Origin of the sequence: Streptomyces sp. NPDC005811 (assembly GCF_040630405.1) — a bacterium.
In the GTDB taxonomy this organism is placed as follows: domain Bacteria; phylum Actinomycetota; class Actinomycetes; order Streptomycetales; family Streptomycetaceae; genus Streptomyces.
In genome coordinates this window covers 19,813-40,038 of record NZ_JBEXXK010000075.1, presented here as the reverse complement: position 1 = coordinate 40,038, position 20,226 = coordinate 19,813, and the positions used below count along the sequence as shown (strand labels likewise).

Here is a 20,226-nt window from a genome sequence, read left to right as displayed (position 1 = left end):
TGATCGACCTCTTATTTGCAACGGCTTTGCTGTTCGTTCGGCTCAGTGGGCCGCTACCGCCTAAAAGACCGTAACCGGACAGATCTGCCAAAGAAATACCAAATGGAAGCCAACGGGTAAAACCGTCATCCCCCGCTTCAGAAACCTACCCAACGCAGAAATCCCAGGCGCGGCACACGAAAAACTGGAACTCGCAGACCCGTGCTCCTTGGTGGTTCAAAGCGGAGACCGCGTCCGACACAAGCACGCTCCAGAGACCGGCAGGCCAGGAAGACCTTCCACATGTCGCCAGGTAACGGCGACAACTCGCTAAATTCCGGAAACTCTGCCGTAAATCCGGCATGATTTCGCTCGCTGGCCGTTGGATCCGATGTCCTCACCCACAGATAAGCGCGCGCAACCGTCTTGCCTGGCCCAGCGCATCAACTGATGTGCCACGCTCCCGAAGGCAAGGGCTGCCCGCCGTGCCGGGGCCAGTTCTACGACGAGCACGACCCCGCTTGAGCCCGCCGGCTGCCGGACGTGTTCGCCGAGGTATCACTGCCCCGGCTTAGCGCGAGGAGCACGGCGATACGTGGGGGCATCGTGGGTCCTCTCTCCTTCGAGGAGTAGCACGCAGGGCTCGGAGCCACCCGGTTCACGTCTTCGAGGGCACGTACTCCGCCATCGCCCCGGCGTCCAAGCCGACGATTCCGCAGCCCGGCATCGAGACGAACGTGTCGGGCTCTTGCTGCGAAGTAAACGCCTGCTGCACGAACGCCGCGACATCGGCATATCCCAACCACGACCGAACCCCCTCCCAATCAAGGAGGGGGCTCAGAAGTTCGCAGAGGCCGTTCTCAGGCAGTCGACGGAGTCAGACCCACTCCACCTCGGAGAGGATCCCCGGCGCGCCTCCAGGCGGCGGCAGCGGCGTTCTAGCAGCATCCAGCACCCGACGTTGCCGCCCCCTCAGCGCCCCAAGTGCGCCCAGCGCCGCAGCCACCTCATCCTCCGTGACGTCCGTCACAGCCTCAGCGATCCGCCGCAGCGCCTCGCTCACCTCAGTGCCCGTGTCCGTGCGCGTGTCCGCTGGTCGCAGCGTCCTTCTTGACCGTGAGCGGCAGCAGCTTCTTGCCGCTGTTGCTCAGTTGTGGCCATGTGTCGTACTGGGGACAGACGCCGCAGTCGAAGCACGGGGTCCAGCGGCAGTCCTCGACCTCCGTCTCGTCGAGGGCGTCCTGCCAGTCCTCCCAGAGCCAGTCCTTGTCCAGGCCCGAGTCCAGGTGGTCCCAGGGCAGGACCTCCTCGTAGGTGCGCTCGCGGGTGGTGTACCAGTCGACGTCCACGCCGAAGGGGGCGAGGGACTTGTCGGCGCAGGCCATCCAGCGGTCGTAGGAGAAGTGCTCGCGCCAGCCGTCGAAGCGGCCGCCGTCCTCGTAGACCGCGCGGATCACGGAGCCGATGCGCCGGTCGCCGCGGGAGAGCAGGCCCTCGACGATGCCGGGCTTGCCGTCGTGGTAGCGGAAGCCGATCGAACGGCCGTACTTCTTGTCGCCGCGGATCTTGTCACGGAGCTTGGTCAGTCGCGCGTCCGTCTCCTCCGCGGAGAGCTGCGGGGCCCACTGGAAGGGGGTGTGGGGCTTGGGGACGAAGCCGCCGATCGAGACCGTGCAGCGGATGTCGTTGGAGCGGGAGACCTCGCGGCCCTTGGCGATCACGTTCATCGCCATGTCCGCGATCTGGAGGACGTCGTCGTCCGTCTCGGTCGGCAGGCCGCACATGAAGTACAGCTTCACCTGGCGCCAGCCGTTGCCGTAGGCCGTCGCGACGGTGCGGATGAGGTCCTCCTCCGACACCATCTTGTTGATCACCTTGCGCATGCGCTCCGAGCCGCCCTCGGGGGCGAAGGTGAGACCCGAGCGTCGGCCGTTGCGCGTCAGCTCGTTCGCCAGGTCGACGTTGAAGGCGTCGACGCGGGTGGAGGGGAGGGAGAGGCCGATCTTGTCCTCTTCGTAGCGGTCGGCCAGGCCCTTGGCGATGTCGCCGATCTCCGAGTGGTCCGCGCTCGACAACGAGAGAAGGCCGACCTCCTCGAAGCCCGTCGCCTTCAGGCCCTTCTCGACCATCTCGCCGATGCCCGTGATCGAGCGCTCGCGCACCGGGCGGGTGATCATGCCGGCCTGGCAGAAGCGACAGCCGCGCGTGCAGCCGCGGAAGATCTCGACGGACATGCGCTCGTGGACGGTCTCCGCGAGCGGGACCAGGGGCTGCTTGGGGTAGGGCCACTCGTCGAGGTCCATGACCGTGTGCTTCGACACGCGCCACGGGACGCCCGACTTGTTGGGGACCACACGGGCGATACGGCCGTCGGGGAGGTACTCGACGTCGTAGAACGCCGGGATGTAGACGCCGCCGGTCCTCGCGAGGCGGAAGAGGACCTCCTCGCGGCCGCCGGGACGGCCCTCGGCCTTCCACTCCTTGATGATCCGCGTCATGTCGAGCACGGCCTGCTCGCCGTCGCCGATGACCGCCGCGTCGATGAAGTCGGCGATCGGCTCGGGGTTGAAGGCCGCGTGGCCGCCCGCGAGGACGATCGGGTCGTCGATCGTGCGGTCCTTGGACTCCAGGGGGATCCCGGCGAGGTCCAGGGCCGTGAGCATGTTGGTGTAGCCCAGCTCGGTGGAGAAGGACAGGCCGAACACGTCGAAGGCCTTCACCGGACGGTGGCTGTCGACCGTGAACTGCGGGACGCCGTGCTCCCGCATCAGCGCCTCCAGGTCCGGCCACACGCTGTACGTGCGCTCGGCGAGGACGCCCTCCTGCTCGTTCAGCACCTCGTAGAGGATCATGACGCCCTGGTTGGGCAGACCGACCTCGTACGCGTCCGGGTACATGAGCGCCCAGTGGACGTCACAGGACTCCCACGGCTTGACCGTGGAGTTGAGCTCGCCCCCGACGTACTGGATCGGCTTCTGCACGTGCGGGAGCAAGGCTTCGAGCTGCGGGAAGACCGACTCGACAGACATCGCGGCGTTACCTTCGTGAGCTGACAGGGTGGCCATCCAGCGTAACGCGCCCGGAGCACTCCCCCGCCCGCGAAAATCACGATCAAAGCCGCTCTAAACCTCCATCGAGCCGCTGGTCTCCTTCCATTCCCCCGGCACGGCCTCCTCGACCCGCTCCGCCCGCCGCTCCTCACGGGCGTAGAGCACGCCGTACGTGAACCCGTTCTCCCCCGCCGCGTGCGCCACGGCGGACAGCTCGCGCAGGGTCGTGCGGGCCATCACGCTGTCCTGGTGGTCGCCGAGCAGGCTCTGGAGCGACTTCATGGACCTGACCAGGTCCTTCGCCGGGCGGCCGAGGGCGGGCACGGACGTCTCCGCCGCGTAGCGGGTGCGCTTGGCCTTCTTGCGGGCCTCGTGCAGGGCGAAGTCGCGGTCCGTGCCGGGCGGCTGCTCCACGGCCTCCTCGATCAGCGCGGACACCTTCGCGAAGTCCTTGCGCACGGCCTGGGCGAGCACCTTCTCCGGCTTCTTCCCGGCCGCCTTCAGCACCGGCGGATCGGCGACGAGCGCGTCCAGGGTGTCGAGGAGCGTCAGATAGCGCGCGGAGTCCAGCACCCCGAGCAGCCGGCGCCTCGACCCCTTCTCCCCGGCCTTCGACCACTTCTTCAGCCGTTCCCGGACCGGGCCGGCGACCAGGGTGGGCGGCAGTTCGTCGAAGGCCGCCGTCAGCCGCTCGGCCAGCACCTCGTGGTCGCGGCCCACGCCCAGCTCCCCGGCCAGCCATTTCAGCTCGTCGGCGATCGGGTCGGTGACGTCCCGGTCGAGGACCTTGCCGAAGGAGCGGAAGGTGCTGCGCAGCCGGCGGGTGGCGACCCGCATGTCGTGCACCGACTCCTCGGCGTCCTGGCGCACCGCCGGGTCCAGCTCGACGATCGCGTCGCGCTGGGCGCGGACGTACGCCATGACGTGGTCCCCGGCGGTGACGGGCTCGGCCGGGCCGCCGTCCTCGGGGTGCGGATGTCCGCCCTTGGTCTCCGCGAGGGCCCGGGCCAGCTTCGACGCCGATTTCGACGGTCGTACGCCCGCCTTGCGCAGCCGCTTCTCCACCTTGTCGAGGAGGGCCGGGTCACCGTCGTCGGCCAGCTCCACCTCGATCTCGCTCCACTGGGCGCTGCCCTTCCCGCCGAACAGCCGCTCCGCCCGTACGGTGTCCACGCTCGCCTCGGCCAGCAGTCTGCCGTCGGCGTCGACGAGGTCCCGTACGTCCCGTGCGGAGCGCAGCCGGACCACCGCCACCAGCTGTCCCTCGCGCACCCGGGAGCGCACCAGTCCGGCCAGCTCGTCCGGGACGGTGTCGGAGAGCGGGGCGCGGATCTCGTCCCTGACCCCGGGGCCGACCGGCAGCTTCAGGTGCCAGCCGGCGTCGGAGCCGCCCGTGCGGCGGCGCAGGGTGATGGAGGCCGACGCCAGGCGCAGGTCGGAGGTGTCGTAGTAGGTCGCGTCCAGTTCGGCGGTGCCCTTGTCGAGGACACCCGCCACCCCGGCGACGCCGGTCAGGTCGGGCAGCCCGCTGTCGTCGGATTCGTACTTGCGCTCGATCTCGCGTTTCGTCTCCGCCATGAAATGAATCTAGTCGCAGTCGGGCCGCGACGGCAGGGTCAACTTCCGTTGAATTCACGACCAACGGCGGGAAAACCCTCGTTCAGGCGGACATCGGCCGTTGCACCCGGATCGACTGCAACAGCCCCATCGCCACCCACACGGCGAACATCGACGAGCCGCCGTACGACACGAACGGCAGGGGCAGACCGGTCACCGGCATGATCCCGAGCGTCATCCCGATGTTCTCGAACGACTGGAACGCGAACCACGCCACGATCCCGGCGGCGACGATCGTGCCGTACAGCTCGGTCGTCTCCCGGGCGATGCGGCAGGCGCGCCACAGGATCACCCCGAGGAGCACGATGATCAGGCCCGCGCCGACGAAGCCCAGCTCCTCGCCCGCGACGGTGAAGACGAAGTCCGTCTGCTGCTCGGGGACGAACTGGCCGGTGGTCTGCGAGCCGTGGAACAGGCCCGCGCCGGTCAGCCCGCCGGATCCGATCGCGATGCGCGCCTGGTTGGTGTTGTAGCCGACGCCGGCCGGGTCGAGGCTGGGGTTGGCGAACGCGGCGAAGCGGGCGATCTGGTACTCGTCGAGGATGTGCAGCTGCCAGACGGTGACCGCGCCGGCCGCGCCCGCGCCGAGCAGTCCGAAGACCCAGCGGTTGGAGGCGCCGGAGGCCAGCAGCACCCCCAGCACGATCATCACCATGACCATGACCGACCCGAGGTCGGGCATGAGCATCACGATCAGCATCGGGACGGCGGCGAGACCGAGCGCCTGTACGACCGTGCGGTGGTCGGGGTACGTCTTGTCGCCCGCGTCGACCCGGGCGGCGAGCAGCATCGACATGCCCAGGATGATCGTGATCTTCACGAACTCCGAGGGCTGGAGCGAGAAGCCGCCGCCGAACACGATCCAGGAGTGCGCGCCGTTGACCGTCGAGCCCAGCGGGGTCAGCACCAGCAGGATGCCGAGCAGCGAGAGGCCGTAGAGGACGGGCACCGCGTTGCGCAGGGTGCGGTGGCCGAGCCAGATGGTGCCGATCATCAGGGCGATGCCGATGCCGGTGTTCATCAGATGACGGATCAGGAAGTAGTACTGGTCGCCCTGGTTGATCTCGGTGCGGTTGCGGGTCGCGGAGAAGACCAGCACCGAGCCGATCAGGGAGAGGGTGACGGCCGACAGCAGTATCGGCCAGTCCAGCCGGCGGGCCAGCGAGTCACGGGCGAGGACCCGGGTCCAGCCGGCCCGCGCGGGCCCGTATCCGGAGACGGAGAAGCTGTTCACGCCGGTCATGCGAGGGACCTCCTGCCGACCGACCGCCGGCCCGCGGCTCCCCCGCATCCGTCCCGTCGCCGCCGTCGTCGTCTGCGGGTGTTCTGGTTCGTGGTGTTCTGCTGGGTGGTCGCGGCGGGCTGCGAGGCGTCCGGCTCGGGGGCCTGCTCCTGGCTGGCGCGCTGGTCCTTGGCCGGGTCCTTGGCGACCTTCGGGGACTTGATCGTGCCGTCCGTCTGAATGGTCGGCAGGTCCTTCTGCGGGGTGGGCAGCAGGGCGTTCTTCTTGTCGATCGTGCCGTCCGCGGAGACGCCGTAGAGGGCGTTGTAGATGTGGCGCACGGCCTCACCGGAGGCGCCCGAACCGGTACCGGCCTGGGCGATGGTCATGATGACCGTGTAGTCCTTGCTGTAGGTGGCCAGCCAGGACGTGGTCTGCTTGCCGTAGACCTCCGCGGTACCGGTCTTGGCGTGCAGCTCGATCTTGTCCTGCGGCCAGCCGCCGAACTTCCAGGCGGCCGTACCCCGGGTGACCACGCCCGCGAGGGCGTCGTCCATGCCGGCCAGGGTCGCCTTGCTGATGGGCAGCTTGCCCGCCTTCTTCGGCTTGATCTCGGTGACGGTCCTGCCGTCGGCGCTGACGATCGCCTTGCCGATGGACGGCTGGTACATGGTGCCGCCGTTGGCGAGGGCGCCGTAGATCACGGCCTCCTGGATCGGCGTGACGAGGGTGTCGCCCTGGCCGATGGAGTAGTTGATCGAGTCGCCCTCACGCATCTTGTTGCCCTCGAGGCAGTTCTCGTAGGCGATCTTCTCGACGTATGTGCCGTTCTTCTTGCCGTACTTGCACCAGGCGCTCTTGTTGGCCTTCCAGTAGGACTGCTTCCACTGGCGGTCCGGGACCCGGCCGGTGACCTCGTTCGGCAGGTCGACGCCGGTCTCCTTGCCGAGGCCGAACTGGTGGGCCGCCTTGTAGAAGTAGTCCTTGGGCTCACCCTTCTTGGGGTTGATGCCGCCGTCCTTCTTCCACTCGCGGTCCGCGAGGGCGTAGAAGACGGTGTCGCAGGAGACCTCCAGGGCGCGGCCGAGCGAGATCGGGCCGAAGTTCTCGCCCTCGAAGTTGTTGAAGACCTGGCCGCCCACCGAGTAGGAGCTGGTGCACGGGTAGCCGCCGTCCCAGACGTAGCCGGCCTCGACCGCGGCGGCCGTGGAGACCACCTTGAACGTCGAGCCGGGCGCGGCCTGACCCTGTATGGCCCGGTTGAGCAGCGGGTAGTCGGAGTTCTTCCCGGTGAGCTTCCTGTAGTCCTTGGCGGAGATGCCGCCCACCCAGACGTTCGGGTCGTAGGTGGGCGCGGAGGCCATCGCGACGATCCGGCCGGTCTTGGCCTCCATCACGACGACGGCGCCGGAGTCGGCCTTGTAGTTGGTGCCGGTGATCTTGTCGAACTGCTGGCGGGCGACCTTCATCGCGTTGTTCAGCTCGTACTCGGCGACGCGCTGGACGCGGGAGTCGATGCTGGTGACCAGGTTGGAGCCGGGCTGTGCCGGGGTGGCCTCGGCCTGGCCGATGACCCGGCCGAGGTTGTCGACCTCGTAGCGGGTGACGCCGGCCTTGCCGCGCAGTTCCTTGTCGTACTGGCGCTCCAGGCCGGAGCGGCCGACCTGGTCGGAGCGCAGATAGGGCGAGTCGGTGTCCTGGGCCTTGGTGATCTCGTCGTCGGTGACCGGCGAGAGGTAGCCGAGGACCTGGGCGCTGTTGGACTTGCCGGGCGCGGGGTAGCGGCGCACGGCCTCCGGCTCGGCGGTGATGCCGGGGAAGTCCTCGGCGCGCTCACGGATCTGGAGGGCCTGCTTGGCGGTGGCCTCGTCGGTGATGGGGATCGGCTGGTAGGGCGAGCCGTTCCAGCAGGGCTGGGGGGTCTTCGCGTCGCACAGCCGGACCTTCTGCATGACCTCCGTGGGGTCCATGCCGAGGACGCCCGCGAGCTTGGTCAGGACCGCCTTGCCGTCGTCCGACTGCTTGAGCAGGTCGGTGCGGGAGGCGGAGACCACCAGCCGTGTCTCGTTGTCCGCGAGGGGCACTCCGCGCGCGTCCAGGATGGAGCCGCGCACGGCGGGCTGGACGACCTGCTGGACGTGGTTGCCGGAGGCCTCCTTGGCGTAGGCGGCGCCCTCGCGGATCTGGAGGTACCACAGCCGGCCGCCGAGGGTGCCGAGGAGGGAGAGGACGAGGATCTGGATCACGACGAGCCGGATCTGGACACGTGGCGTCCGGCCGGTCTCGGGAATGTTGGTCACTGCGGCTGCCTCCCCCTCTCAGTCCACGAACGACTGTGCGCGGCTGTGCGTGCGTACGAATGATGAACGATCAGCCTGTGAGGCCGGGTTCCGCCCAAAGTGACCCGTTCGGGTGAACTCATGCGCTCTCACAGCCGCTTGACCCCCTTGATGCGCCCGGCCCGGGTCGCCCGCGACTTCGCCGCCTTCAGCTTGAGGCCGCCGCGCTGGCCGCCGATCTTCAGGCCGGTCCCGGAGGACAGCCAGCCCGAGGAGATGTCCGAGCCCTTGGCCGCGGAGTTGGTCTCCGCGAGCGGATCGTTCTCGGCCCGCCGGGCCAGGAACATCACGCCCGGAACGACGAACGGGGCGAGCAGCAGGTCGTACAGGGCGGCCGAGAACAGCAGCCCGGTCAGGCCGACATGACGGGCCGCCGTGTCGCCGACGAGGGCGCCGACGCCCGCGTACAGCAGGGTGGAGCCGACCGCGGCGGCGACCACCACGACCATCGGGCCGGTGGCGGACTTGATCTGGCCGGTCTCCGGCTTGACCAGCCCGGCGAGGTAGCCGATCACGCACAGCACCAGGGCGTACCGCCCGGCCGCGTGGTCGGCGGGCGGCGCGAGGTCGGCGAGGAGGCCCGCGCCGAAGCCGATGAGGGCGCCGCCGACATGGCCGTACACCATGGCGAGGCCGAGGACGGTGAGGAGCAGCAGATCGGGGACCGCGCCCGGGAGATGGAGGCGGGCGAGGACGCTCACCTGGATCACCAGGGCGACGACGACCAGCGGAACGGAGAGCAGGATCCGGTTGACGCGCATGGGGGTTGTCAGCTCCTACTGCTGCTCTTGCTGCTGGCCATCGGCGTTCGGGGTCACGGTGACGGTGACCGTCGGGGTGGGCACCGGCTTGGGCTTGGCCGGGAGCACGGTGTCGCGCGGGTCCTTCTTCGGGGTCTCGACGACCACGCCCACGACGTCGAGCTTGGTGAAGCCGACGTACGGCGTGACGTAGAGGGTGCGGGTGAGGTCGCCGCCGGAGGGGTCGACCCGGGAGACCACGCCGACCGGGACCCCGGGCACGAACGGCTTGTCGGCCTGCGAGCCGAAGGTGACCAGACGGTCGCCCTTCTTCACGTCCGCCTTGCCGTTGAGGAGTTCGACGCGCAGCGGGCTGTCGCCCTGCCCGGAGGCGAAGCCGAGTTCGTCGTTGCCCTCCATCCGGGTGCCGACGGTGAAGTCGGGGTCGTTGGCGAGGAGCACGGTCGCGGTGTTCGGGCCGACCGTGGTGACCCGGCCGACGAGCCCGTCGCCGTTGAGGACGGTCATGTCGCGCTTGATGCCGTCGCTCGCGCCGACGTCGATGGTGATCGTCCAGGAGAAGCCCTGGGCCGCTCCTATCGCGATGACCTCGGCGCCCTTGATGCCGTACTGGCCCTCGCCCGCGATCTTCAGCATCTTGTCGAGCTGGGCGAGCCGGCTGCGGTTGCGGTCGTCGCTGCCGAGCTTCGCCTTGAGGGCCGCGTTCTCCTTCTCCAGCAGCGCCAACCGGTCGTGGCGCTCACCGGAGTCGCGGACCGCCGAGACGGCGTTGCCGACCGGGTCCACCGCCGAGGACACGCCGTCCTCGATCGGGCCGAAGACCGCGGCCGCGGCCTGCCGGGCACCGTCGACCGGGGAGTCCTCACCACCGCGGATGTCCACCGTGATCAGTGCGAACGCGATGGCGATCAGCAGCACCAGGAGCAGCCGGCTCTCTCGTGTGTCCCTCACGTGCGGCGGCCGTGCCCTTCCTCGATAGAGAAATCACTACACAGGAATTCGGGTAGCCCCGGGCCAGGATGGCCAAGGGCGCTTTGTGGGAGCTTATGCCGGAATGTCAACGATCCGCCGCACGAGAGGGGATCATCCCGTACGGCGGAACCGAAGCGTTATGTCATCTGCGGGGCGCGGCGTCCAGAACCTGCTGGAGCGCCTCGAACTCCTCGACGCACTTGCCGGAGCCGAGCGCCACACTGTCCAGCGGGTCCTCGGCGATGTGGATCGGCATACCGGTCTCCCGGCGCAGCCGCTCGTCCAGACCTCGCAGCAGGGCTCCGCCGCCGGTCAGAACGATTCCGCGGTCCATGATGTCGCCGGACAGCTCCGGCGGACACTTGTCCAGCGTGGTCTTGACGGCGTCGACGATCGCGTTGACGGGCTCCTCGATCGCCTTGCGCACCTCGGCGGCCGAGATGACGACGGTCTTGGGCAGCCCGGAGACGAGGTCCCGGCCGCGGATTTCGGTGTGCTCGTCGGAGTCGAGGTCGTACGCCGAGCCGATGGTGATCTTGATCTGCTCGGCCGTGCGCTCACCCAGCAGGAGGCTGTACTCCTTCTTGATGTGCTGGATGATCGCGTTGTCCAGCTCGTCGCCCGCGACGCGGATGGACTGGGCGGTGACGATGCCGCCGAGCGAGATGACCGCGACCTCCGTGGTGCCGCCGCCGATGTCCACCACCATGTTGCCCGTGGCCTCGTGGACCGGCAGGCCGGAACCGATGGCCGCCGCCATGGGCTCCTCGATGATGTGCACCTGACGGGCGCCGGCCTGGGTCGACGCCTCGATGACGGCGCGGCGCTCGACGCCCGTGATGCCCGAGGGCACGCAGACGACGACCCGCGGACGAGCCAGATACCGCCGCTTGTGGATCTTCAGGATGAAGTAGCGGAGCATCCGCTCGGTGATCTCGAAGTCGGCGATCACGCCGTCCTTCAGCGGCCGCACGGCCACGATGTTGCCCGGCGTGCGCCCGATCATCTTCTTCGCTTCGGCGCCGACCGCGAGGATGCCACCGGTGTTGGTGTTGATCGCGACGACGGACGGCTCGTTGAGTACGATCCCGCGACCCCTGACGTACACCAGCGTGTTGGCGGTCCCGAGGTCGACAGCCATGTCACGGCCGATGAACGACATTGAGTTCCCCATCAGGATTCGACTGGCCTTCCCATGAGCTTTTGAGGGCTTTTCAGGTAGGGCGAAGTGGGTGCTGTGACGTGAAGGCTTCCATCGTAGACGCGCCTTCTCGGACACTGCGGAAGGGTCCTGGCCATTGTCAGCAGATGCTGTGTGGGTTCGCTTCCGGAGACGAGCGTTCGGGGAGTCTCGTTCCCTCGATCGCCCGTCTCAGTCGTCTCGGAACGGTTACGCGCGACCCGGGAAGAAGATCTTGATCTCGCGCTCGGAGGACTCCTCGGAGTCGGAGGCGTGGATCAGGTTCTCGCGGACGATGACGCCGTAGTCGCCGCGGATCGAGCCGGGAGCGGCCGCGATCGGGTCGGTCGGGCCGGCCAGCGCGCGCACGCCCTCGATGACCCGGTCGCCCTCGACGATCAGCGCGACGACCGGACCGGACGCCATGAACTCCACCAGCGGCTCGTAGAAGGGCTTGCCCTTGTGCTCGCCGTAGTGCTGCTCCAGCGTGTCCTGGTCCAGGGTGCGCAGTTCCAGCGCGGTGATCCGCCAGCCCGCCTTGCGCTCGATACGGCTGATGATCTCGCCGGTCAGGCCACGACGGACCGCGTCGGGCTTGAGGAGGACGAGGGTGCGCTGGCTCACGGGAGACTCCTTAGGGACTGCTGAGATGCACTACTGCCGGGGTGCGGTGGGACGAGATTACAGGGATTGTCCGTGAACCTGTCACACAGCGTCAGCAGGATCGGCGGTCAGCTCCCCGCCTGGGCCGCGAACCGGGCCCGCGCCTCGTCGACCTTGCGCCCATAGTGCACCGAGGTCCACCACAGGCCGGCGAACAGCACCCCGATGACGAACATCATCGGGACGAAGAAACCGGACGCGACCAGCGCGATCTGGAGCGCCCAGCCGAGGGCGACGCCCCCGGGCCGGGTGACCATGGCGCAGAGCAGCACACTGAGGAACATCGCGATCCCGCACACCGTCCACACCGTGGTCATGGACAGGTCGGGTTCCTTCATGGCGACCAGACCGGCGAATCCGATGATGAAGAACTCGCCGATCAGGGTCGAGGAGCAGAGCGTACGCATGGCGGGGTGTTCAGCCCTTCCCGAGGAGCAGCCGGGCCTCGCCGACCGTGATGACGGAACCGGTGACCAGCACACCGCCGCCGGCGAACTCGCCCTCCTCCTCGGCGAGCGTGATCGCCGCCTCCAGGGCGTCCGGCAGCTGCGGCTCGACCTGGACGCGCTCGTCGCCGAACACCTCCACGGCGATCGCGGCCAGCTCGTCGGCGTCCATGGCGCGGTGGCTGGAGTTCTGGGTGACGACGACCTCCGCGAAGATCGGCTCGAAGGCCTCCAGCACCCCGCGGACGTTCTTGTCGGCGCTCGCCCCGACCACGCCGATGAGCCGGCTGAAGTCGAAGGCCTCGCCGATGGCGTCGGCGGTCACCCGCGCGCCGGCCGGGTTGTGGGCGGCGTCCAGGACGACGGTCGGGGAGCGCCGTACGACCTCGAGACGGCCCGGCGAGGACACGGCCGCGAAGGCCTTGCGGACCGCGTCGATGTCGAGCGGCTCGGGCCGCTGGGAGCCGACGCCGAAGAACGCCTCGACGGCGGCGAGCGCGACGGCCGCGTTGTGCGCCTGGTGCTCGCCGTGCAGCGGGAGGTACACCTCGGGGTACTCGCCGCCCAGCCCGCGCAGGGTGACGACCTGTCCGCCGACGGCGACCTGGCGCGCCACGACCCCGAACTCCAGCCCCTCGCGGGCCACCGTGGCGTCGACCTCGACGGCCTTCTTCAGCAGCACCTGGGCCGCGTCGACCGGCTGCTGGGCCAGGATGACCGTGGCGTCCTGCTTGATGATCCCGCCCTTCTCCCCCGCGATCTCGCCCGGGGTCTCGCCCAGCCGGTCGGTGTGGTCGAGGTCGATGGGCGTGACGACGGCGACGTCGCCGTCGATGACGTTGGTGGCGTCCCAGGAGCCGCCCATGCCGACCTCGACGACGGCCACGTCGACCGGGGCGTCCGCGAAGGCGGCGTACGCCATGCCGGTCAGCACCTCGAAGAACGACAGCCGGTACTCCTGCTGGGAGTCGACCATCTCGATGTACGCCTTGATGTCGTGGTACGTCTCGATGAAGCGTTCGGCGGAGATCGGGGCGCCGTCGAGGCTGATGCGCTCGGTGATGGACTGCACGTGGGGGGAGGTGTAGCGGCCGGTGCGCAGTTCGAAGGCGCCGAGGAGGGCCTCGATCATGCGGGCGGTGGAGGTCTTGCCGTTGGTGCCCGTGATGTGGATCGAGGGGTACGTCCGCTGCGGCTCGCCCAGGACGTCCATCAGCGCGGCGATCCGGCTGACGGAGGGCTCCAGCTTCGTCTCGCCCCAGCGGCCGGCCAGCTCCGCCTCGACCTCGCGCAGGGCCTTGTCGACCTCGGGGTCCTCGGGGCGGGTCGGGACGTCGGCGGTGGGCTGCCCGCCCTGGGTGCGCAGGGTGCGGCTGCCGGCCTCGATGACCGCGAGATCGGGGTCTCGGTCGGTCTCGGCCTCGATGATCTCGTCGAAGGAGTCGCTGTCGCTCACGGGGTCAGTCTATGACTGCGCCCACGGAGGGAGGCGGGCGGTCTCGTCCGGCGCGTGCGGGTTCGCGGGGGCCGGTCGCGCAGTTCCCCGCGCCCCTGGGTACGCCGCGGCTCCCGGCGCTTCACAGCTCCGGGAGCCTTCATCGACGTAAGGACGCCTACGCCTGCGGCAGGCGCTCCAGCTGGGCGCCGATGCGGGCGATGTCCTCGTCGGCCTTGGCCAGGCGGCCCCGGATCTTGTCGACCACGTCGTCCGGGGCCTTCGCCAGGAAGGCCTCGTTGCCGAGCTTGGCGGTGGCCTGGGCCTTCTCCTTCTCGGCGGCCGCGAGGTCCTTCGCGAGGCGCTTGCGCTCCGCCGCCACGTCGATCGTGCCGGAGAGGTCGAGGGCGACCGTCGCGCCGGCGACCGGGAGGGTGGCGGTGGCCGAGAAGGCCTCGCCCTCCGGCTGGAGGCGCAGCAGCTGGCGGATGGCGGCCTCGTGGGGCGCCAGCGCCGTGCCGTCGAGGGTCAGGCGTGCCGGGACGCGCTGGCCGGGCTGGAGGCCCTGGTCGGCGCGGAAGCGGCGGACCTCGGTGATCACCGACTGGAGGCTCTCGATCTCCCGTTCGGCGGCCGGGTCCCGGAAGCCCGAGTCGGTGGGCCACTCGGCGACGACGACCGACTCGCCGCCGGTGAGCGTGGTCCAGAGGGTCTCGGTGACGAACGGGACCACCGGGTGCAGCAGCTTCAGGGTGACGTCGAGGACCTCGCCGAGGACACGCTGGGAGACCTTCGCGGGCTCGCCGCCGGCCTGGAACGTCGTCTTGGACAGCTCGACGTACCAGTCGAAGACCTCGTCCCACGCGAAGTGGAAGAGGGCGTCGGAGAGCTTGGCGAACTGGAAGTCCTCGTAGAACGCGTCGACTTCGGCGACGACGGAGTTGAGTCGGGAGAGGATCCAGCGGTCCGTCGCCGACATGGCGGAGGCGTCGGGCAGGGGCCCGTCCACGGTCGCGCCGTTCATCAGCGCGAAGCGGGTCGCGTTCCAGATCTTGTTGGCGAAGTTGCGGGAGCCCTGGACCCAGTCCTCGCCGATCGGGACGTCGACGCCCGGGTTGGCGCCGCGTGCGAGGGTGAAGCGGAGGGCGTCGGAGCCGTACTTGTCCATCCAGTCGAGCGGGTTGACCGCGTTGCCGAAGGACTTGGACATCTTCTTGCCGAACTGGTCGCGGACCATGCCGTGCAGGGCGATGGTGTGGAACGGCGGGGTGCCGTCCATCGCGTAGAGGCCGAACATCATCATCCGGGCGACCCAGAAGAAGAGGATGTCGTAGCCGGTGACCAGGACGGAGTTCGGGTAGAACTTCGCGAGCGACTCGGTCTGTTCGGGCCAGCCCAGGGTGGAGAAGGGCCACAGGCCGGAGGAGAACCAGGTGTCGAGGACGTCGGTGTCCTGGCGCCAGCCCTCGCCGCTCGGGGCCTCGTCGTCGGGGCCGACGCAGACGACCTCGCCGCTCGGGCCGTACCAGACGGGGATGCGGTGGCCCCACCACAACTGCCGCGAGATGCACCAGTCGTGGAGGTTGTCGACCCAGTCGAAGTACCGCTTCTCCATCTCCTGCGGGTGGATCTTGACGCGGCCGTCGCGGACCGCGTCACCGGCGGCCTTCGCGAGCGGGCCGACCTTGACCCACCACTGCATGGACAGGCGGGGCTCGATCGTCGTCTTGCAGCGGGAGCAGTGGCCGACGGAGTGGACGTACGGGCGCTTCTCGGCGACGATCCGGCCCTCGGCGCGCAGGGCGGCGACGATGGCGGAGCGGGCCTCCAGCCGGTCCAGGCCCTGGAAGGGGCCGTGGGCCGTGATGACGGCGTGCTCGTCCATGACGGTGAGGGACGGCAGGTTGTGGCGCTGGCCGATCTCGAAGTCGTTCGGGTCGTGCGCCGGGGTCACCTTGACGGCGCCGGTGCCGAACTCCGGGTCGACGTGGGTGTCGGCGACGACCGGGATGGAGCGGTCGGTCAGCGGCAGGCGGATCTCCTTGCCGACCAGGTGCTTGTAGCGCTCGTCGTCGGGGTGGACGGCGACGGCGGTGTCGCCGAGCATCGTCTCGGCGCGGGTGGTGGCGACGACGATGGTGTCGTCCCCCTCGCCGTACTTCATGGAGACGAGCTCGCCGTCGTCGTCCTGGTACTCGACCTCGATGTCCGAGATGGCGGTCAGACAGCGCGGGCACCAGTTGATGATGCGCTCGGCGCGGTAGATCAGCTCGTCGTCGTAGAGCCGCTTGAAGATGGTCTGGACGGCCTGGGAGAGGCCCTCGTCCATGGTGAAGCGCTCACGGGACCAGGCGACGCCGTCGCCGAGGCGGCGCATCTGGCCGCTGATCTGGCCGCCGGACTCGCCCTTCCACTGCCAGACGCGCTCGACGAACGCCTCGCGGCCCAGGTCGTGGCGGGACTTGCCCTCCTTGCCCAGCTCGCGCTCGACGACGTTCTGGGTGGCGATGCCGGCGTGGTCCATGCCCGGCTGCCACAGCGTCTCGAGGCCCTGCATCCGCTTCCTGCGGGTGAGGGCGTCGATGAGGGTGTGCTCGAAGGCGTGCCCGAGGTGCAGGCTGCCCGTGACGTTCGGCGGCGGGATGACGATGGTGTACGGCGGCTTGTCGCTCTTCGCGTCCGCCTCGAAGTAACCCCGCTCCACCCAGCGCTCGTACAGCGGCCCCTCTACGTCGGCCGGCGCGTACTGGGTCGGCAGTTCGGTGGGGGGCGCTGATGGCTGCTGATGAGCGTTCTCGGTCACGGGGCCAGTTTAGGGGTGTCACGGGGCCGTCCCGAAACGTGTTTGCCTTGTAACGGTCGGGCCCCCGCCGCCGAGCAGGTACCGGGTTTAAGCCAGGATGTGAAAATCACATAAGCATCTGGAGGGGAACCCAGAATGAGTCACCAGCAGCCGGGCCCGTACGGCGGGCAGCCCCAGCAGCCCGGACCGTACGGCGGCCAGCCCGGCCTCTACGGCCAGCCCCCTCAGGCGCCCCAGCCCGGCTACGGCTACCCCCAGCAGCCCCCCGCCCCGCAGCCCGGTTACGGCTACCCGGCGCAGCCCCCGCAGGCCGGGCCCTACGGGCAGCAGCCGGCGTACGGCCAGCAGCCCCCGACCGTCGCCGCCTACGGCCAGCAGCCCCCGTACGGCCAGCCCCCCTACGGCGTCCCGCAGCCCCCGGTGCCGAGCGGAGGCGGCGGCAAGAAGGTCGGCATCATCCTCGGCTCGGTCGCGGTGGTCGCGGCGATCGGCGTGGGCGCGTTCTTCGTCCTCGGCACGGGCAGCGGCTCGGGCGGCCTGAAGGACGACGGCGCCCACAAGCTGGCCACTCCGGCCACCGTGCTCTCCGAGTACAAGCGGGCCTCCGACGACGGAGCGAGCGCCGGTGACGACTCGGCGTCCGATCTGGAGAAGAGCGGCGTCAAGAACGGCAAGACCGTGCTCGGCGTCTACTCCACGGCCGACCTGAGCGGCTACGACCCCTCCGACCCGAGCACCGCGCCCGACGCGGCCGAACTCGCCACCGCCAAGGGCATCACCTTCGCCGGCGCGTACGGCACGATCGCCGACCCCGAGAAGGCGCTGGACACGTTCTTCGCCAACTTCAAGAAGTCCTCCGCGGACAGCTCCTCCTCCAGCAGCGGCTCGAACGCCGAGCTGGTCGGCGAGCCCGAGGCGGTCGACCTCGACGGCGCGGTCATGAAGTGCCAGGCGGCCACCGGCACGAACATCACGACCAAGCAGAAGAAGACCGACTGGTTCTGCGCCTGGGCCGACTACAGCACCATCGCCATGGTCTCGCCGGGTGACGTCACGAAGGGCGTCACCAAGGACGTGGCGGCCGACATCACCAAGAAGCTGCGCGACGAGGTCCGCGTCAAGGCGTGACCCCCGGGCAGGACATGCGCAGGGGCCCCGGTCGGTCGACCGGGGCCCCTGCGCATGTCCTGCCTCTGCCTCTGGCTCTGCCTTACGCCGTCTTCTGCTCGCCCGATCCCCGGCCGCCGCGCTGCTCACGCGGGATCAGGGTCGGGTTGACGTTGGAGCGGACGACGTCGGCCGTGATGACCACGCGGGCCACGTCCTTGCGGGACGGGACCTCGTACATCACCGACATCAGGACCTCCTCCATGATGGCGCGCAGACCTCGGGCGCCGGTCTGGCGGAGGATGGCCTGGTCGGCGATGGCCTCCAGCGCCTCGCGCTCGAAGTCCAGCTCCACGCCGTCGAGTTCGAACAGCCGCTCGTACTGCTTGACCAGCGCGTTGCGCGGCTCGATGAGGATCTGGAGCAGGGCCTCGCGGTCGAGGTTGTGGACGCTGGTGATGACGGGGAGACGGCCGATGAACTCCGGGATCATGCCGAACTTGACCAGGTCCTCGGGCATGACGTCCTCGAACTGGTCCTTCGCCTCGAGCTCCCGCTTGGAGCGGATCGTCGCGCCGAAGCCGATGCCCTTGGCGCCGGCCCGGGACTCGATGATCTTCTCCAGGCCCGCGAAGGCGCCGCCCACGATGAACAGCACGTTCGTCGTGTCGATCTGGATGAACTCCTGGTGCGGGTGCTTGCGTCCGCCCTGCGGCGGGACGGAGGCCGTGGTGCCCTCCAGGATCTTCAGCAGCGCCTGCTGCACACCCTCGCCGCTCACGTCGCGCGTGATGGAGGGGTTTTCGCTCTTCCGGGCGACCTTGTCGATCTCATCGATGTAGATGATCCCGGTCTCGGCCTTCTTGACGTCGTAGTCGGCGGCCTGGATGAGCTTGAGGAGGATGTTCTCGACGTCCTCGCCGACGTACCCCGCCTCGGTCAGCGCCGTGGCGTCGGCGATGGCGAACGGCACGTTCAGCATGCGGGCGAGGGTCTGTGCGAGGAGGGTCTTGCCCGAGCCCGTGGGGCCGAGCAGAAGGATGTTGGACTTCGCCAACTCGATGGCGTCGTCGCGGCCCTGGGCTCCGCCGTTCTCACCGGCCTGGACCCGCTTGTAGTGGTTGTACACCGCGACCGAGAGGGCCTTCTTCGCGGCCTCCTGGCCGACGACGTACCCCTCAAGGAACTCGTAGATCTCGCGGGGCTTGGGGAGTTCCTCCCAGCGCACCTCGCTCGTCTCGGCGAGTTCCTCCTCGATGATCTCGTTGCAGAGATCGATGCACTCGTCGCAGATGTACACACCGGGCCCTGCGATGAGCTTCTTGACCTGCTTCTGGCTCTTGCCGCAGAACGAGCACTTGAGCAGATCGCCGCCGTCACCGATGCGTGCCACGGTGTGCTTCCCCTTCGCCTGGGAGACGCCTGGACACTTTCGAATCCAGCGGCTCCTGGTGCTGCCTTATTCCGACGGTACCTTGCCGGGACCCCCGTTCGGGCCCCCCTTGGCACGGTTCACTTCCGCGTGGACCGTGTCACACCGCGCCAAGGGGTACGGACGAGAGGGCCCAGTGCGTCAACGCAGAGTGCTGTTGTTCATCTTCCGGGTGGAGATGATCTGGTCGATCAGGCCGTACGACAGAGCGTCCTCGGCCGTGAGGATCTTGTCGCGCTCGATGTCCTCGCGGATCTTCTCGATCGGCGTGGTCGAGTGCTTGGCCAGCATCTCCTCCAGCTGCGCACGCATCCGGAGGATCTCGTTGGCGGCGATCTCCAGGTCGGAGACCTGACCGCGGCCCGTCTCACTGTACGGCTGGTGGATCAGCACGCGCGCGTTCGGCAGGGCCATGCGCTTGCCTGGCGTACCGGCCGCCAGCAGGATCGCGGCGGCGGAGGCCGCCTGGCCCATGCAGACCGTCTGGATGTCGGGCTTGACGAACTGCATCGTGTCGTAGATGGCCGTCAGCGCGGTGAAGGAACCACCGGGGCTGTTGATGTAGACCGAGATGTCCCGGTCGGGGTCCATCGACTCCAGGCACAGCAGCTGCGCCATGACGTCGTTGGCGGAGGCGTCGTCGATCTGCACGCCGAGGAAGATCACGCGCTCCTCGAAGAGCTTCGCGTACGGGTCGTACTCGCGGATGCCCTGGGAGGTGCGCTCGACGAAGCGGGGGATGACGTAGCGGGACTCGGCGCGGGGGCCGGTGTACTCGGCCGCCGTGCGGGCGTAGAGGCCGCTGCCGGGGAAGTCGTTCACGGTGTCTCCTGGAGAGAGGGTGGGGCGGTGGGCTGGGAGGGGCGGGCGGGACTCTGACGGCAGGGTCCCTCTGGGTCTTCGACGGCGGCGTCCGCGCGGGGCGCGGTCCCGGTGGCACCGGCCGGTCCGGCGGGCCGGGCCGTTTCCGATGGGCCGGTCCTTTCGGTGGCCCGTCCTTCCGGTGGGCTGTCCTTTCGGCGGGCCCGTCCTTCCGGTGGGCCTGGGTCCTCCGGTGGGCCTGGGTCCTCCGGTGGGCCTGGGTCCTCCGGTGGGCCTGGGTCCTCCGGTGGGCCTGGGTCCTCCGGTGGGCCTGGTCCTTTCGGTGGCTTCGGTCCTTCCGGCGGTCCCGGCTGGTTCCCGGTCGGGGCCACGAGGGCCCCGGGGACTCCGTGGGGGCC

At 69.1% G+C, this 20,226-nt stretch carries 14 protein-coding genes; 1 reads left to right on the top strand and 13 read right to left on the bottom strand.

Annotation, left to right across the window (positions count from 1 at the left end; all coding sequences use genetic code 11):
- Positions 1 to 1,043: 1,043 nt before the first annotated feature.
- The 11 genes from ABZ490_RS46905 to ABZ490_RS46855 form a co-directional block, all read right to left on the bottom strand.
- Positions 1,044 to 3,008 (bottom strand): TIGR03960 family B12-binding radical SAM protein, encoded by a 1,965-nt coding sequence (locus ABZ490_RS46905; protein ID WP_359005241.1) that lies wholly within the window; start codon positions 3,006 to 3,008, stop codon positions 1,044 to 1,046.
- 93 nt (positions 3,009 to 3,101) lie between these two features.
- Positions 3,102 to 4,607: a CYTH and CHAD domain-containing protein gene (locus ABZ490_RS46900; protein WP_359005239.1), complete on the bottom strand. Its 1,506-nt coding sequence runs from the start codon at positions 4,605 to 4,607 to the stop codon at positions 3,102 to 3,104.
- 82 nt (positions 4,608 to 4,689) lie between these two features.
- Entirely contained in the window at positions 4,690 to 5,889 is a 1,200-nt protein-coding gene (gene rodA, locus ABZ490_RS46895; RefSeq protein WP_359005236.1) for a rod shape-determining protein RodA, read from the bottom strand.
- Complete coding sequence (gene mrdA / locus ABZ490_RS46890; protein ID WP_359005232.1) at positions 5,886 to 8,168, bottom strand: penicillin-binding protein 2; 2,283 nt, start codon at positions 8,166 to 8,168, stop codon at positions 5,886 to 5,888. The genes rodA and mrdA overlap by 4 nt, the downstream gene beginning before the upstream one ends.
- A 128-nt stretch (positions 8,169 to 8,296) precedes the next feature.
- Positions 8,297 to 8,968, bottom strand: a complete 672-nt coding sequence (gene mreD / locus ABZ490_RS46885; protein WP_359005229.1) for a rod shape-determining protein MreD — start codon at positions 8,966 to 8,968, stop codon at positions 8,297 to 8,299.
- Between the two features lie 15 nt (positions 8,969 to 8,983).
- Positions 8,984 to 9,919, bottom strand: a complete 936-nt coding sequence (gene mreC, locus ABZ490_RS46880; RefSeq protein WP_359005227.1) for a rod shape-determining protein MreC — start codon at positions 9,917 to 9,919, stop codon at positions 8,984 to 8,986.
- A 163-nt stretch (positions 9,920 to 10,082) separates the two neighbouring features.
- The gene (locus tag ABZ490_RS46875; RefSeq protein ID WP_030779466.1) at positions 10,083 to 11,102 is read right to left on the bottom strand and encodes a rod shape-determining protein; all 1,020 of its coding nucleotides are present in this window, start codon (positions 11,100 to 11,102) and stop codon (positions 10,083 to 10,085) included.
- A 228-nt stretch (positions 11,103 to 11,330) separates the two neighbouring features.
- Complete coding sequence (gene ndk / locus ABZ490_RS46870) at positions 11,331 to 11,744, bottom strand: nucleoside-diphosphate kinase (protein ID WP_067244237.1); 414 nt, start codon at positions 11,742 to 11,744, stop codon at positions 11,331 to 11,333.
- Between the two features lie 107 nt (positions 11,745 to 11,851).
- The gene (locus ABZ490_RS46865; protein ID WP_359005222.1) at positions 11,852 to 12,190 is read right to left on the bottom strand and encodes a DUF4233 domain-containing protein; all 339 of its coding nucleotides are present in this window, start codon (positions 12,188 to 12,190) and stop codon (positions 11,852 to 11,854) included.
- A gap of 10 nt (positions 12,191 to 12,200) precedes the next feature.
- Positions 12,201 to 13,685 (bottom strand): folylpolyglutamate synthase/dihydrofolate synthase family protein, encoded by a 1,485-nt coding sequence (locus ABZ490_RS46860; protein ID WP_359005219.1) that lies wholly within the window; start codon positions 13,683 to 13,685, stop codon positions 12,201 to 12,203.
- 157 nt (positions 13,686 to 13,842) lie between these two features.
- Complete coding sequence (locus ABZ490_RS46855) at positions 13,843 to 16,467, bottom strand: valine--tRNA ligase (protein ID WP_359005217.1); 2,625 nt, start codon at positions 16,465 to 16,467, stop codon at positions 13,843 to 13,845.
- A gap of 135 nt (positions 16,468 to 16,602) precedes the next feature.
- Here ABZ490_RS46855 and ABZ490_RS46850 point away from each other — a divergent pair, with 135 nt between their 5' ends.
- Positions 16,603 to 17,595, top strand: a complete 993-nt coding sequence (locus ABZ490_RS46850) for a hypothetical protein (RefSeq protein ID WP_359005214.1) — start codon at positions 16,603 to 16,605, stop codon at positions 17,593 to 17,595.
- Positions 17,596 to 17,677: 82 nt separating this feature from the next.
- Here the strand turns inward: ABZ490_RS46850 and clpX are convergent, their stop codons facing one another.
- Complete coding sequence (clpX, locus tag ABZ490_RS46845) at positions 17,678 to 18,967, bottom strand: ATP-dependent Clp protease ATP-binding subunit ClpX (protein WP_359005211.1); 1,290 nt, start codon at positions 18,965 to 18,967, stop codon at positions 17,678 to 17,680.
- Between the two features lie 180 nt (positions 18,968 to 19,147).
- Positions 19,148 to 19,828, bottom strand: coding sequence for an ATP-dependent Clp protease proteolytic subunit (locus tag ABZ490_RS46840; RefSeq protein ID WP_359005208.1), 681 nt, complete (start codon positions 19,826 to 19,828; stop codon positions 19,148 to 19,150).
- Positions 19,829 to 20,226 lie beyond the last annotated feature (398 nt).

Bases quoted from the DNA above. Each gene is read 5' to 3' on its own strand.
- ABZ490_RS46900 (WP_359005239.1), bottom strand. From the start codon at position 4,607: ATGGCGGAGACGAAACGCGAGATCGAGCGCAAGTACGAATCCGACGAC.
- ABZ490_RS46850 (WP_359005214.1), top strand. From the start codon at position 16,603: ATGAGTCACCAGCAGCCGGGCCCGTACGGCGGGCAGCCCCAGCAGCCC.
- rodA (WP_359005236.1), bottom strand. From the start codon at position 5,889: ATGACCGGCGTGAACAGCTTCTCCGTCTCCGGATACGGGCCCGCGCGG.
- mreD (WP_359005229.1), bottom strand. From the start codon at position 8,968: ATGCGCGTCAACCGGATCCTGCTCTCCGTTCCGCTGGTCGTCGTCGCC.
- ABZ490_RS46875 (WP_030779466.1), bottom strand. From the start codon at position 11,102: ATGTCGTTCATCGGCCGTGACATGGCTGTCGACCTCGGGACCGCCAAC.
- ABZ490_RS46865 (WP_359005222.1), bottom strand. From the start codon at position 12,190: ATGCGTACGCTCTGCTCCTCGACCCTGATCGGCGAGTTCTTCATCATC.
- ABZ490_RS46905 (WP_359005241.1), bottom strand. From the start codon at position 3,008: ATGTCTGTCGAGTCGGTCTTCCCGCAGCTCGAAGCCTTGCTCCCGCAC.